This window comes from Rathayibacter sp. AY1D5, from assembly GCF_002932515.1.
Classification (GTDB): Bacteria; Actinomycetota; Actinomycetes; order Actinomycetales; family Microbacteriaceae; genus Rathayibacter.
The window spans coordinates 21,704-35,248 of record NZ_PSVU01000019.1 but is presented as its reverse complement, the minus strand read 5'-3'; the positions used below and the strand labels follow the sequence as shown (position 1 = coordinate 35,248).

Sequence of the window (13,545 nt, the reverse complement as noted above, 5' to 3'; positions counted from 1 at the left end):
ATCTGCCATTTCGAAGGAGAAATGATGCACCACCACCACGCATCCATCACGGCCAAGCCGATGAGCCGGCGCTCGCTGATGACGGCCCTGGCCGCATCGACCGTCGCGGTCGGCGTCGGAGCGGGAGCCCTCGCGGCGCCCGCCACGGCCGCCCCCGCGCCCTCGTCCGGATCCACGCGCCTGGTCCCGATCAACCGCATCGGCATCCAGCTCTTCAGCGTCCGCGACAAGGTCTCGTCGCTCGGCTTCCGGGCCGTCTTCGAGGAGCTCGGCCGCATCGGCTACAGCGAGATCGAGTTCGCCGGGTACACCCAGGGCAACGTCGGAGCGATCACCCCGCAGCAGATCCGCCAGCTGCTCGACGACAACGGCCTCCGCGCCGTCGGCTCGCACGTCGGCACCAACCTCCTCCGCTCGGAGCTGGGCAAGCAGATCGAGATCGCGCAGATCCTCGGCACGCCGCACCTCGGCACCGGCAACGCGCCCACCAACGTCAACACCAAGGCGGGCTACCTCGCCGCGGCAGAGGAGTGGAACAAGTGGGGCCAGCAGGTCTCGGCCGCGGGGATGAAGCTCTACCAGCACAACCACGCCGGTGAGTTCGGGTTCGCCACGGACGACCCCAAGACCCGCCTGTACGACCTCTTCTACGACAACACCGACCCGCGTCACGTGTACCTCGAGATGGACGTCTACTGGGCGTACGTCGGCAAGAAGCTCTACCCGGGCTTCGAGCCGCTCGACTACATCAAGCGCAACCCGCGCCGCTACCCGATCCTGCACCTCAAGGACGGCAAGACGAACAACGCCAACACCAACGGCTACGACATCGTCGAGTTCGGCGCGGGCAACCTGCCCTACCAGGCGTTCCTCTCGGAGCTGCGCGACCGCGGCCAGCGCTTCGGCGTCTGGGAGCAGGACACCGCTCCCACGCTGGCGACGCCGCCGAGCACGGGGAACTCCCTCGAGGCCGCTTCCCGCAGCTACTCCGCGATCGCTGCGCTCCGTGGCTGAGCGCACCTCGCGCCGCGCGCGCCGCACCGACAGCACCACCACCAGCACGACGCGCACGAGCGCACCGAGGAGAACCCCCATGAAGTGGAAGACGCCCACGGCGGTCCTCGCGGCCGCCTCCCTCGCGATGGTCGCCGCACCGTCCGCCTTCGCGGCGACGACGGACTGCACCACCGAGCTCGGGAACCAGACGATCACCGGAGACCTCAACGTCGGCGCGGGCCAGACCTGCGTGCTCGGCAACGTGACCGTCACCGGCAACGTCATCGTCGGCGACGACGCCTGGCTGGACGCCACCTCGGCGACCATCGGCGGCGACGTCATCGGCACCGACGCGTACGGCATCTCGATCGACGGCACCAGCGTCGGCGGAGACGTCGTGTCGTTCTCGGACGGCAGCCGCAACGGCTTCCTCTACCTGCGCGACCTCACGGTCGGCGGCATGGTCGAGGCCGGCGGGATCGACGTCGAGTTCAGCGACCTCTCGGTCGACGGCTCGGTCAGCACCGACGCGGCGAACTACGTCGACGTCGATCGCACCAGCGTCGGCGGCGACGCCACCTTCGCCGGCAGCGACTTCGGCGTGAACGTGCAGGGCGCCATCGTCGGCGGCTCGCTCGCCGTCACCGGCTCCTCGCGCGGCGTCCTCCTGGGCGCGAACGAGGACGGCTCGGCCTCGGCCCTCGGCAACACGGTGGGCGGGAACCTCACGCTCTCGGGCAACTCCGGCAACGTCCAGCTCGCGGGCTCGACGGTCGGCGGGCGCATCGCGCTCGCCGACAACGCGCCGGCGGTCAACTTCGGCGCGGGCAACACCGCCGCCGGAGTCGACGGCACCTTCACGGGAACGGCGGCGGGCGCTGCGGCGGCCGGCGACCAGGCCGTGGCCGTCATCGTCCCCGAGGCCAACAAGGGCGAGCTGACCTGGACGCTCGAGGGCACCAGCAACCTGGTGAACCTCGGCGTCGCCGAGGAGCAGGGCGACCACTTCGCCGCCTCCGGTGAGCTCGTGCCGGTCCGCGTGACCGACACCCGCCTCAACGGCCCGGCCTGGTCGGTCACCGGCCAGCTGAGCGACTTCCGCTCCGGCGAGAAGACGTTCTCGGGCAAGCACCTCGGCTGGACCCCCGAGGTCCTGGAGAACACGGGCGGTGCCGTCGCCGGCGCAGCCGTCCCCTCCGGGTTCGACTCGGGCAACGGCCTCGCCACGCCCCGCGTCCTCGGCTCCGCCGCGGCGCAGCACCCGACCGGATCCTCGGTCCTGGGCGCCGACCTCGACCTGAAGCTCCCGCTCTCGGTCGGAACCGGCACCTACACCGCGACGCTGACGCTCACCGCGCTCGGCTAGCCCCGGTGGGGCGGCCTCCGGGCCGCCCCACCCTCCCCCCGTCTCCCCGCGAGACGCCACTCCGGTCCGCCCCGCTCGGCGTGCCGCGTACCGGAGCGGCGTCCCGCGGGGAGGCATCCCCCCTTGCAACGGAAGCCTGATCGATGCCGCTCATGCCACGCACCTCCCGCACCACCGCCGCCCTGCTGCTGATGACGCTCCTCGCAGCCGGCGGCCTCTCGGCTCAGGCGGGTGCCCAGGAGGCGGACCCCGCCTCCACGCCGGTCACCTGGGGGGTGCGCCCCGCCGACACCGAGCAGGGCAGCGAGCGGCCGAACTACGCGTACGCCCTCGATCCCGGCGGCCGCCTCAGCGATGCCCTGATCGTCTCCAACTACGACGACGAGGAGCAGACGTTCCGCGTCTACGGCTCCGACGGCTTCATCACCGAGGCCGGCCAGCTCGACCTGCTCCCCGCCGCGGAGCCCTCGACGCAGCTGGGCAGCTGGATCGCGTTCCCCGAGCCCGAGGTCACCGTGCCCGCCGGCGAGAGCGTGCAGGTCCCGTTCGAGGTCGCCGTCCCCGAGGACGTGACCCCGGGCGACTACGCCGCGGGCGTCGTCTCCTCGATCCTGGTGCAGGGCGAGACCGGAGTCTCGGTCGACCGGCGCCTGGGCTCGCGGATGTACCTCCGCGTCGGCGGCGAGCTCGCCCCGCGCCTGTCGATCGACGGCCTCGCCGTCTCGTACCAGGGCGGCTGGAACCCCTTCGCCCCCGGCTCCGCGACCGTCGACTACACCGTGACCAACGCGGGCAACACCCGCATCGCGCCGGGCGCCGAGATCAGCGTCGCCGGCCTCTTCGGCCTCGCGCCGGTGTCCGCGACCGACCCGGAGCCGCTGCCCGAGCTCCTCCCCGGAACCTCCGTCTCGCGCACCGTGACCGTCGCCGGAGTCTGGCCGCTCTTCGTCGCGACCGCCCGCGCCGCGCTCTCGGGCACCGTCGTCACCGCCGACCAGGCCGCGCAGGCCGACTCCGCCGTCGTCGTCCCCGACGTGCCGGTCGCCACCGCCGAGACCTCGGCCGCGGCCGTGCCGTGGAGCGCCGTGCTCCTCCTCGCCCTGCTCATCGGGCTCATCGTGCTGACCGTCGTCCGCCGCCGCCGCCGGGCCGCGGGGGAGCAGGCGCGCATCGACGCCGCCGTCGCCGCCGCTCTCGGCGCCCAGCCGGAGGACGCCGACCGCGCGGAGGTCCGCTCCTGACCGGGTGCGGCCGACGCGGTCCGCGGGGGATCGCGCCGGCGCGGCCCGCCGCCTCCGGGCGCGCGGCCGCCGCTCTAGCGGACCGCCCGCCCCTCGGCGCGCAGCTGCTCGAGGAAGCCGTCCACCACGGCGGGGCTGAGCAGGTGCCCGCGCAACATCAGCGCGGCACCGCGCACGCCCCCGCTGCCGCCCAGCTCGGCGGTCACCACGTCGAGCCGCTGCGTCGCGAGGGGGAGGGAGCGCTCGTCGATCACCGAGCGCACGGCCGTCAGGATCTCCGGGCTGGCGAGGGCGACCGCGCCGCCCAGCACGATGACGGAGGGGTTCAGCAGGCTCACGCAGGTGGCCAGCACCTCGCCGAGCTGCAGTCCCGCGATCCGCGCCGCCTCGACGGCCTCGGGATCGCGCGCCTTCAGCAGGTCGATCAGCTCGCGCACCGACTGCACGTCGCGGCCCGCCCGGGCGAGCCCGGCGGCCAGAGCGGAGCCGCCCGCGACCGCCTCGAGGTCCCCCTCCTGACCTCCCGCCGCGGCCGGGGCCGTGCGCGGCACCTGGACGTGGCCGAGATCACCGGCGGAGCCGAGGGCTCCGCGCTGGAGCAGCCCGGACGAGACGATGCCCGCGCCGATGCCGGTGCCGACCTTCACGAACATCAGGTCGAGGGCGTGCGGGAAGCGCGAGGCCCGCTCGCCGAGCGCCAGCAGGTTCACGTCGTTGTCGACGAGCACCGTGGTGTCGTAGCGCCGGCGCACGAAGGCGGGGATGTCGAAGCCGTCCCAGCCGGGCATGATCGGCGGGCGCACCGGGCGGCCGCTCGCGTGCTCCACCGGGCCGGGCACGCCGACCCCGATGCCCGCGAGGGCGGAGCGGTCGACCCCGGCCGCGGCGAGGATCCCGTCGCAGACGTCGAGCGCGTGCCCGAGCACCGCCACGGGGCCCTGCGCGATGTCGAGCTCCTCGCGGCGCTCGGCGATGATGCGGCCGTCGAAGTCGGTCAGCGCGATGGTCGAGTGCGCCGCGCCCAGGTCGATGGCCAGGAGCGATCGGACGGCCGGGTCGAAGACGAGACGCGCGGACGGACGGCCGCCGGTCGACGGAGCGCGGTCGAGGTGCGCGATCAGTCCGAGCTCGAAGAACTGCTCCAGGCGCGTCATCACCGCGGTCCGCGCGAGACCCGTCTCCTCGACCAGCTCGGCGCGGGTGCGCGGTCGACCGTCGGCGAACAGCCTCAGCATGTCGCCGGTCGCGGTACCGGCGCGCTCGGCCACGCTCAGCTCCTTCTCTCGGCCCGGAGGACGGGTTCGGGGGACAGCACACCTGAGGAAACCAGTCGACGCACGGTTGCGCAATCTTGGCGGGCCCTGCGTGCGGGTCCTGCGCAACACGGCCGGCCGGAGGCGCGTCGCGCGCCCGGCCGCGGCCCCTCCCCACTCCGATCGCCCGGGTGCGCCCCGACGATCGCCGCTCAGCCAGCCCTTCCAGACAGGAGAGAACGATGACCTCGTCCGACACCACCACAGGCGCCCCCCGATCGAGTGGGCGCATCGGCCTCTGGCTGATCGGGGCCCGGGGCAGCGTCGCCACCACGGCCGCCGTGGGCCTGCACGCCATCGCCGCCGGAGCCGCGCCCAGCTCGGGCTGCGCCACCGCGACCCCCGCCTTCGAGGACGTCCCGCTCGCCGGGTTCGCCGACATCGTCATCGGCGGCCACGACGTCTCGCCGACCCCGCTGCTCGAGAAGGCCACGGGCCTCGCGGCCGGCGGCATGTTCCCGACCTCGGTCGTCGCCGAGGTGGCCGACCGGATCGACGCGACCGACGCCGAGATCCGCCTCGCCCCCGCCGACGCCGCGTCGCAGCAGGAGGAGATCGACCGCCGGGCCGCCGACATCGTCGCCTTCCGCGAGCGCCACGGCCTCGCCCGGGTCGTCGTGATCGACGTCGCCTCGACCGAGGTGCTGCCGGCCGACCGTCCCGAGTTCCACGACCTCGCCGCTCTGCGCGCCGCCCTGGCGCGTCCGGGCGAGCGCCTCCTGCCGCCGAGCTCGATCGCCGCCCTCTCGGCCGTCGTCGCGGGCGCGGCCTACGCCTGCTTCACTCCCTCGACCGCGCTGGCTCTGCCGGCCCTGGAGGAGTGGGCCGCCGAGGCCGGGATCCCGATCGCCGGCCAGGACGGCAAGACGGGGGAGACCCTGCTCCGCAGCGTGCTCGCGCCGATGTTCACGGCGCGCGGGATGCGCGTGCTCTCCTGGGCGGGGGCGAACCTCCTCGGCGGCGGCGACGGGCAGACCCTCGCCGACCCGGAGGCGGTGCGCTCGAAGCTCGTCTCGAAGAACCGCGGACTCCGCAGCCTCCTCGGCGACGACGTCGTCACTCCGCTCCACATCGACAACGTCCCGGACCTCGGCGACGTCAAGACCGCCTGGGACCACGTGCACGCGGAGGGCTTCCTCGGCTCGCGGATCACGGTGCAGACGATCTGGTCGGCGTACGACTCGGCCCTCGCGGCGCCGCTGATCCTCGACCTCGCCCGCCTGCTGGCGCTCGCGGACGAGGCCGGCGTCTCGGGCCCGGTCGGCGAGCTCGGCTTCTTCTTCAAGGATCCGTGGGGCAGCGACGTGCACGGCTTCGCCGAGCAGACGGCAGAGCTGGTGGCCTGGTCCGCCCGCACCGGCGCCCTCGTCGCCGAGCGCCGCACCCCGGTGACGAGCGGGACGCGGAGCGATGGCTGAGCTGCGCGACTACCTCGAGCTCGTCCGCGCGAAGGCCGCGCTGACCGTGATCGGCGACACCGTCGCGGGCGGAGCGTGGGCGGGCCGCGGAGTGGGAGCGCGCACGGTCGCGCTCCCGCTGTCCTCGGCGCTGCTCTACTCGGCGGGCATGGCGCTCAACGACTACGCGGACGCCGAGCTCGACGCCCGGGAGCGGCCCGAGCGGCCGATCCCCTCGGGGCGCATCCGGCGCTCGGCGGCGCTGGGCACGGCGGCGGCGCTGACCGCGGCGGGGATCGCCGTGGCGGCCGTCGTGGACGGGCGGCGCTCGCTCGCGCTCTCGCTGCCGCTCGCGGCCGGGATCTGGTCGTACGACCTGCTCGCGAAGCCGACTCCGCTGGGCCCGGTCGTGATGGCGGCCTGCCGCGGTCTCGACGTGCTGCTCGGCGCGGGCGTCGACGGCGTGCGCGCGGCGGCCCCCGCCTCCGCCGCTGTGGCCGCGCACACGCTCGGCGTCACCGTGCTCTCGCGCGGCGAGGTGCACGGCACCACCCCGGTCGCGGCGGGAGCGGTCTCGGCCGGCACCGCGGCGATCGCGTTGTCCACCGCGGCCGGCGCTCTGGCCGAGCGCCGGGCCGCCCCCGCCGCGGTCGTCGCCGCGGGCCTCGGGCGCTGGCTCCTGCTCGTGCTCACCGCGCAGCTGCAGTCCGTGCGGACGCCGACGGCCGCGGCCGCGCGGACGGCGACCCGCGCGGGCATCACCGGGATGATCCCGCTGCAGGCCGCGCTCGCCGGTCTGAAGCGTCCCGAGCTGGGGGCGGCGCTGCTCGCGCTCGACGCGCTCGGCTCCCTCCTGCTCCGCCGCCCGCGGACGGCGGACATCACATGAGCGCCACCGGACCCGTCCTCGGCTACGGCACCAACGGCTTCGCCGACCACACCCTCGACGACGCGCTCACGGTGATCCACGCCGCGGGGTACCGCGCCGTCGCGCTCACCCTCGGGCACCCGCACCTCGATCCCTTCGCGGCCGACTGGCGCGAGCGGACGCTGGCGCTCCGGTCGCGGCTCGACGAGCTGGGCCTGCGCGTGGTCGTCGAGACGGGCGCGCGGTACCTGCTCGACCCGTTCGCGAAGCACCGCCCCACGCTGGTCGACGAGGAGGCCGGCCCCCGCGTCCGCTTCCTCGAGCGCGCGATCGAGATCGCCGCGCTGCTGGACGCCGACGCCGTCTCCCTCTGGTCGGGGGTCGTGCCGGCGGGCGCCGATGCGGCCGCTGCCTGGCGGCTGCTCGTCGAGCGCATGCGCGGCGTCGTCGCGACGGCCGAGCGCCACGGCGTGCGGCTGGCCGTCGAGCCCGAGCCGGGGATGCTGGTGGAGACGGTCGCCGACGCGCTGCTGCTGCGCCGCGAGCTCGGCGACCCGGAGTCGGTCGGGCTGACGGTCGACCTCGGCCATTGCGTCGTGGTGGAGCCGGACGGCGTGGTCGGAGCCCTCCGCAGCGCCGGGGACCTGCTGCTGAACGTGCAGGTCGACGACATGCTCCCGGAGCGGCACGAGCACCTCGAGCTCGGCACCGGATCGCTCGACCTCGCGGCCGCCTTCGCGACCCTCGCCGAGATCGGCTACCGCGGGATCGCCGCCGTCGAGCTGCCCCGGCACTCGCACGACGCGCCCCGCCTGGCCGTGGCGAGCCTCGCGGCGATGGAGGAGGCGCTCGGCGGCGCCTCCTCGCACGCCGAGCACCCGTGGACCGCGGCCGCCCGTTCCGCCGTCCTCGAGCGCCCGTCGCGGATCGAGCGCTTCTTCCCCGCCGCCGGCCGCGAGGCCGGACGCGAGCCGCTCCGGCCCGCCGAGGACCCGCACGGCCTCGTCCACGGCACGCACGACGACGCGGCCCGCGCCGCCCTGGTGCAGGCCGCCGCGCAGGCGCTCGGCGACGACGACCTGGCCGCTCTCCTCCTCCGCCTCTACCGGGGCGGGGACGGCGCCGAGCGCCGCGGAGTGCTGGCCGGGCTGAACGCCCTCGGCGACCCGGGACCGGCGACGACCCTCGCCGGCCTCGAGCTGACCGCCGACGCCCTGCGCGCCAACGACACCCGGCTCGTCGCCGTGGCGATGGGCTCCTTCGCCCGCAGCCACCTCGATGCGCACGCCTGGCGGCACGGGGTGCTCAAGCTCGTCTTCCTCGGCGTCCCGCTCGCGGCGGTCGCCGGGCTGGAGGAGCGCAGCGACGCCGAGCTGCGCGCGATGGCAGGCCGCTTCGCCGACGAGCGCCGCGCGGCCGGGCGCCCGCTCCCGGACGATCTGGCGGTGCTCCTGCCGAGCTGACCGCCCCCGAACGCCGCCCCGACCGCGGGGCACCACCACCGATGAGAAAGGCGCGACGATGCGCATCTTCGACCCGCACATCCACATGACCTCCCGCACCACCGACGACTACCAGGCGATGTTCGACGCCGGCGTCCGCGCGGTCGTCGAACCCTCCTTCTGGCTCGGCCAGCCGCGCACGAACGTCGGCTCGTTCACGGACTACTTCGACGCCCTGATCGGCTGGGAGCGCTTCCGCGCCGCGCAGTTCGGCATCCGCCACCACTGCACCATCGGGCTCAACCCGAAGGAGGCGAACGACCCGCGCTGCCGGGCCGTCCTGCCCGAGCTCGACCGCTACCTCGCCAAGGACGGCGTCGTCGCGGTCGGCGAGACCGGCTACGACTCGCTCACCCCCGAGGAGGACCAGGTCTTCCGCCAGCAGCTCGAGCTCGCCGGCGAGCACGGCCTCCCCGCGATGGTGCACACCCCGCACCGCGACAAGGAGTCGGGCACCCGCCGCACCCTCGAGGTCGTCGCCGACTCGGGGCTCGAGCCCGGGCGGGTCCTCGTCGACCACCTCAACGAGGTCACCGTCGACGCGGTCCGCGACTCCGGCTGCTGGATGGGCTTCTCGATCTACCCCGACACGAAGATGGACGAGACCCGCCTGGTGACGCTGGTCGAGCGGATCGGGCTGGACCGCGTGCTGGTCAACTCCGCCGCCGACTGGGGCCGCTCCGACCCGCTCACGACCGCGAAGACCGGCCGCCTCCTCCTCGTCGCCGGATTCAGCGCGGGAGACGTGGACCGGCTGCTCTGGCAGAACCCGGTCGAGTTCTACGGGCAGAGCGGACGCCTGGACCTCTCGCCCGTCGCGGGCTTCGACGTGCAGGAGTCGGCCGGCCGCACCTTCGAGGGCAACTCCGTGCTCCGGGGCGCGCCGCGCGTGGCGGAGGTCGTGTGATGCACCTCTCCTACTGCACCAACGTCCATCCCGCCGAGGACCTGGCCGGAGTCGTCCGCCAGCTCGACGTCTACGCCGGACCCGCGCGCGTGGCCGCCGGGCTCGCCCTGGTCGGAGTCGGCCTGTGGATCCCGCGCGACCTCGCGGCCCGCCTGGTCGCCAGCGCCGAGGACCGCGCCGTCCTCCGCGCGGCCCTGCAGCGCAACGGCCTGGAGGTGCGCACGCTCAACGCCTTCCCGTACGCCGCGTTCCACGCCGAGGTCGTGAAGCTCGACGTCTACCGCCCCGACTGGACCACGCCGGAGCGCCTGCAGTACACCATCGACTGCGCGCGGATCCTGGCCGACCTGCTGCCCGCCGGCGCCGACGGCAGCATCTCGACGCTGCCTCTGGGCTGGCGCGAGGGCTGGGGACGGGAGCAGGACGAGGCCGCCTGCCGCAACCTCGCCCGGCTCGTCGAGGAGCTGCGCGACCTGCGCCGCTCCACCGGCCACGCGATCCGCCTGGCGATCGAGCCCGAGCCCGGCTGCATCCTCGACACCGTGGACGACGTCGTCGACTGGCTGCACCCGCGGATCGGAGTGGTCGACCCGGCGTACGTGGGCGTGTGCCTCGACACCTGCCACCTCGCCGTCTCCTTCGCCGATCCGGTCTCGGCCGTGCGCCGCATCCGCGACGCGGGCCTGCGCGTGGTCAAGGTGCAGGCCTCGGCCGCGCTCCACCTGGAGGACCCCTCGGGCCGCGCCGCGCTCACCCCGTTCGTCGAGAAGCGCTACCTGCACCAGACCCGCGAGAACGGGATCGACGGCGTGCTCCGCGTCGACGACCTGCCCGAGGCGCTGGACACGCTCCCCGGCACCGGCCCGTGGCGCGTGCACTTCCACGTGCCGCTGCACCACCGGCCGGAGGCGCCGCTCTCGGCCACCACGGCGGTCCTGGCGGAGGCGGTCTCGGCGGTCGACGCCGCCTGGCCGTACGACGAGATCCACCTCGACGTCGAGACCTACACCTGGTCGGTGCTCGCCGACGCCCCGAGCGACCTCTCGACGGGCATCGGCGCCGAGCTCGCCTGGGCGGCCGCTCACCTGCTCACGCCCGCCTCCCGAGAGGCGCTGCTGGCGCCCCTCCTCCCGCAGGCGGCGGCGCTGTGAGGCCCGTGCTGCTGCTCGACGTGGTCGGGCTGACCTCGACGGCGCTCGCCGACATGCCCCGCCTCTCGCGGCTGGCCCGCGGGGGCGGGCGCCTGCCGCTGGACACGGTCCTGCCCGCGGTCACCTGCAGCGTGCAGTCGACCATGCTCACCGGCTCGATGCCCGCGCAGCACGGGATCGTCGGCAACGGCTGGTACTTCCGCGACCTCGGCGAGGTGCACCTGTGGCGCCAGCACAACCGCCTGGTCACGGGGGAGAAGGTCTGGGAGACCGCACGCCGGCTGAGCGGGGAGCCGTACCGCGCGGCCAACATCGGCTGGTGGTACGCGATGGGGGCGACGACCGACGTCACCGTCACTCCGCGCCCGATCTACCACGCCGACGGCCGCAAGTCGCCGGACGCGTACGTGCGCCCGCCGGCGCTGCACGACGAGCTGGTCTCGCGCTTCGGCGCCTTCCCGCTGTTCCAGTACTGGGGGCCGACCGCGTCGCTCCGCTCGACCCAGTGGATGGTCGACGCGACCCGGCACGTGCTGGCGGGCGACGGCTCCGGACCGCCCGAGCTGACCACGGCGTACCTGCCGCACCTCGACTACGACCTCCAGCGCTTCGGACCGGACTCGCCCGAGGCGCGCCGGGCCGCGTCGGAGCTCGACGTGGTGCTCGCTCCGCTGCTCGACGACGCGGAGGCGCTGGGCGCGTCGGTGATCGTGGTCGCCGAGTACGGGATCGCCGACGCCGACACCCCGGTCGACGTGAACCGGGCGCTCCGCCGCGAGGGCCTGCTCGAGGTCTACGTGCAGGACGGCCGGGAGCAGCTGGACCCGTGGACGTCGCGCGCGTTCGCCGTCGCCGACCACCAGGTCGCGCACGTCTACGTGCAGGACGCGGCGGACCTGCCGCGGGTGCGCTCGATCCTCGAGGGGCTCGACGGCGTCGACGAGGTGCTCGACCGGGAGGCGCAGGCCCGCTACGGCCTCGACCACGAGCGCTCGGGCGAGTTCGTCGTGGTCGCCCGGCCGGGGGCGTGGTTCACCTACTACTACTGGCTCGACGACGACCGCGCGCCCGACTTCGCCCGCGGCGTCGACATCCACCGCAAGCCCGGCTACGACCCGGCCGAGCTCTTCTTCGATCCGGCCGACCCGCTGGTGAAGGCGAAGGCGGCGGGCAACCTGGCCAAGAAGGCACTGGGGCTGCGCTACGCGATGAACCTGGTGCCCCTGGACGCGTCGCTCGTGCGCGGCACGCACGGGAGGCTGCCGTCCTCGTCGGCGGACACTCCGCTCGTGCTGGCCTCGGACGCGGACCTGCTGCCGGCCGGAGCCGCGTCGCTCCCGGCCACCGCGGTGCGCGACCTGGTGCTCGCGGCGCACGGCCCGGCCCTCGCGAAGGAGGCGTCGGCGCTCGCGCGCTGAGGGAGGGGACGCCCGGCGGCCTGCGCCCGTGTGCGGGCCGTCGGGCGTCGGGGGCTCAGCCGAGGTCGCCGCGGCCCGACGCGAGCTCAGGCGAGCTCGCCGGGGACCGCAGCGGGCTCAGGTCCTCGCCGCGGACCCAGCCGGGCGGCCGGGCGGCTCAGCGCGGCACGAGCCCGGTGAGCCGCGCCGTCAGCCGCTCGACGGGGCCGGCACCGAGGAACCGCCACCACAGCACGGCGGCCGTGCACAAACCGAGCACGAGGGCGAGAGCGGCGAGCGGAGTGTCGGCGGAGTAGCCGAGGCCCGCCCGCGCGAGCGCTGCGACGAGCGCCACCTGCAGCACGTAGACCGAGAGCGCGAGCGTGCCGATCGCCCGGAGCGGCACCAGCAGCCGCTGGACAGCGGTGGAGCGCGACGTGGTCAGCAGCACCACCGCGACGTAGGCCAGGAGCACGAGCCCGAGGTCGTGCAGAGTGTCCGGGAGGCTGCCGGAGGGCGACTCCACGCCGAGCAGGAGCGCGACCAGCGGCCGCACCGGGTACGCGACGACCGCGACCGCCGCGAGCACCGGCAGCAGCCGGTCGCGCTGCGCGCCGTGCCGCAGCAGCAGGGCTCCGAGGAGGAAGAAGGGGAGCAGGTTGGTCGCGCGGTAGCTCGGCCCGGTGAAGAGCCAGAGGGCGAGCGGAGAGCCGGGTGCGGCGGCGGCGACCGCGGCGTTCACGGGCCCGGCGGTGAGCGCGAGCACGGCTGCCAGCGCGGCGATGATCCGGGAGCGGAGGAGCAGCAGCGGCGTGCCGAGCACGAGCACGACGCCGAGGTACTGCAGCACGATCGCGATCCAGCTGCCCCAGGTCTCGAGCCAGACGCCGAGCGCCACGAGCACTGCGCCGCGGATCGCGTTCCGCAGCAGCACCCGCCCGGGCGAGGCACCGGGCCGAGCGAGCACCAGGGCCGCCGACATCCCCATCACCAGCGCGAACAGCGGCGACGCGAGATCGTTGACGTTCCACGCCAGGAACCCGACGACCCCCGTGCGCGCGCTCGGCACGAGCGGCATCGCGTGCGCGACGAGCATGGCAGCCACCGCCACTCCGCGCAGCACGTCGGGGGCGACCAGTCGGTCGTGCCGGAGTCGCGGAGCCGTCGCAGTCATCCCGCGAGAGTAGGCGCGCCTCCGCCGCCGCGCCCGGCGCGAGCGCACCTCGCGCCACCGGCCGTCCGCTGGGCCGTCCGCCGGGCCGTCGGCCGCGGCGCCGCCCGCTCCGCCGACGTGCGCTGCTGTCCGCTCCGCTCCGCCGGCCGCGGCGCCGCCCGCCCCGCCCGCGGGCGCCGGGCTGTCGGCCGCGGCGCCGCCCGCTCCGCCGACGTGCGCTGCTGTCCGCTCCG

At 75.0% G+C, this 13,545-nt stretch carries 11 protein-coding genes; 9 read left to right on the top strand and 2 right to left on the bottom strand.

What is annotated here, in order from left to right; all coding sequences use genetic code 11:
- The first annotated feature begins 24 nt into the window (after positions 1–24).
- The 3 genes from C5C82_RS07745 (at position 25) to C5C82_RS07735 (ending at position 3,603) form a co-directional block, all read left to right on the top strand.
- Positions 25–1,014: a sugar phosphate isomerase/epimerase gene (locus C5C82_RS07745; RefSeq protein ID WP_219813837.1), complete on the top strand. Its 990-nt coding sequence runs from the start codon at positions 25–27 to the stop codon at positions 1,012–1,014.
- A gap of 79 nt (positions 1,015–1,093) precedes the next feature.
- On the top strand, positions 1,094–2,362 hold the full coding sequence (locus tag C5C82_RS07740; RefSeq protein WP_104226600.1) for a hypothetical protein: 1,269 nt from the start codon (positions 1,094–1,096) through the stop codon (positions 2,360–2,362).
- 152 nt (positions 2,363–2,514) lie between these two features.
- The gene (locus C5C82_RS07735) at positions 2,515–3,603 is read left to right on the top strand and encodes a WxL protein peptidoglycan domain-containing protein (protein ID WP_181072896.1); all 1,089 of its coding nucleotides are present in this window, start codon (positions 2,515–2,517) and stop codon (positions 3,601–3,603) included.
- Positions 3,604–3,677: 74 nt separating this feature from the next.
- On the opposite strand, the gene C5C82_RS07730 is transcribed toward C5C82_RS07735, so the two are convergent.
- Positions 3,678–4,871, bottom strand: coding sequence for an ROK family protein (locus C5C82_RS07730; RefSeq protein ID WP_244229502.1), 1,194 nt, complete (start codon positions 4,869–4,871; stop codon positions 3,678–3,680).
- 227 nt (positions 4,872–5,098) lie between these two features.
- Between C5C82_RS07730 and C5C82_RS07725 the strand changes: the two genes are divergently transcribed.
- Genes C5C82_RS07725 through C5C82_RS07700 form a run of 6 tightly spaced genes read left to right on the top strand, consistent with a single transcriptional unit; the run spans position 5,099 to position 12,159 of the window.
- Positions 5,099–6,334 carry an inositol-3-phosphate synthase gene (locus tag C5C82_RS07725; protein WP_104292626.1) on the top strand — a complete coding sequence of 412 codons (1,236 nt, stop codon included), beginning with the start codon at positions 5,099–5,101 and terminating at the stop codon, positions 6,332–6,334.
- Entirely contained in the window at positions 6,327–7,202 is an 876-nt protein-coding gene (locus C5C82_RS07720) for an SCO3242 family prenyltransferase (protein ID WP_219812601.1), read from the top strand. The genes C5C82_RS07725 and C5C82_RS07720 overlap by 8 nt, the downstream gene beginning before the upstream one ends.
- Entirely contained in the window at positions 7,199–8,644 is a 1,446-nt protein-coding gene (locus C5C82_RS18010) for an EboA domain-containing protein (protein ID WP_104296012.1), read from the top strand. Before C5C82_RS07720 ends, C5C82_RS18010 begins: the two co-directional genes overlap by 4 nt.
- Before the next feature lie 58 nt (positions 8,645–8,702).
- Positions 8,703–9,590, top strand: a complete 888-nt coding sequence (locus C5C82_RS07710) for a TatD family hydrolase (RefSeq protein WP_104222466.1) — start codon at positions 8,703–8,705, stop codon at positions 9,588–9,590.
- The gene (gene eboE / locus C5C82_RS07705; protein ID WP_104222467.1) at positions 9,590–10,741 is read left to right on the top strand and encodes a metabolite traffic protein EboE; all 1,152 of its coding nucleotides are present in this window, start codon (positions 9,590–9,592) and stop codon (positions 10,739–10,741) included. Before C5C82_RS07710 ends, eboE begins: the two co-directional genes overlap by 1 nt.
- Complete coding sequence (locus tag C5C82_RS07700) at positions 10,738–12,159, top strand: alkaline phosphatase family protein (protein WP_104233534.1); 1,422 nt, start codon at positions 10,738–10,740, stop codon at positions 12,157–12,159. The genes eboE and C5C82_RS07700 overlap by 4 nt, the downstream gene beginning before the upstream one ends.
- 157 nt (positions 12,160–12,316) lie before the next feature.
- Here the strand turns inward: C5C82_RS07700 and C5C82_RS07695 are convergent, their stop codons facing one another.
- A complete protein-coding gene (locus tag C5C82_RS07695) occupies positions 12,317–13,312 on the bottom strand; it encodes a DUF418 domain-containing protein (protein ID WP_104296013.1) in 996 nt (331 codons plus the stop codon).
- Positions 13,313–13,545 lie beyond the last annotated feature (233 nt).

Coding starts and splice junctions, on each gene's coding strand:
- C5C82_RS07745 (WP_219813837.1), top strand. CDS start 25: ATGCACCACCACCACGCATCCATCACGGCCAAGCCGATGAGCCGGCGC.
- C5C82_RS07740 (WP_104226600.1), top strand. CDS start 1,094: ATGAAGTGGAAGACGCCCACGGCGGTCCTCGCGGCCGCCTCCCTCGCG.
- C5C82_RS07735 (WP_181072896.1), top strand. CDS start 2,515: ATGCCACGCACCTCCCGCACCACCGCCGCCCTGCTGCTGATGACGCTC.
- C5C82_RS07725 (WP_104292626.1), top strand. CDS start 5,099: ATGACCTCGTCCGACACCACCACAGGCGCCCCCCGATCGAGTGGGCGC.
- C5C82_RS07720 (WP_219812601.1), top strand. CDS start 6,327: ATGGCTGAGCTGCGCGACTACCTCGAGCTCGTCCGCGCGAAGGCCGCG.
- C5C82_RS18010 (WP_104296012.1), top strand. CDS start 7,199: ATGAGCGCCACCGGACCCGTCCTCGGCTACGGCACCAACGGCTTCGCC.
- C5C82_RS07710 (WP_104222466.1), top strand. CDS start 8,703: ATGCGCATCTTCGACCCGCACATCCACATGACCTCCCGCACCACCGAC.
- eboE (WP_104222467.1), top strand. CDS start 9,590: ATGCACCTCTCCTACTGCACCAACGTCCATCCCGCCGAGGACCTGGCC.
- C5C82_RS07695 (WP_104296013.1), bottom strand. CDS start 13,312: ATGACTGCGACGGCTCCGCGACTCCGGCACGACCGACTGGTCGCCCCC.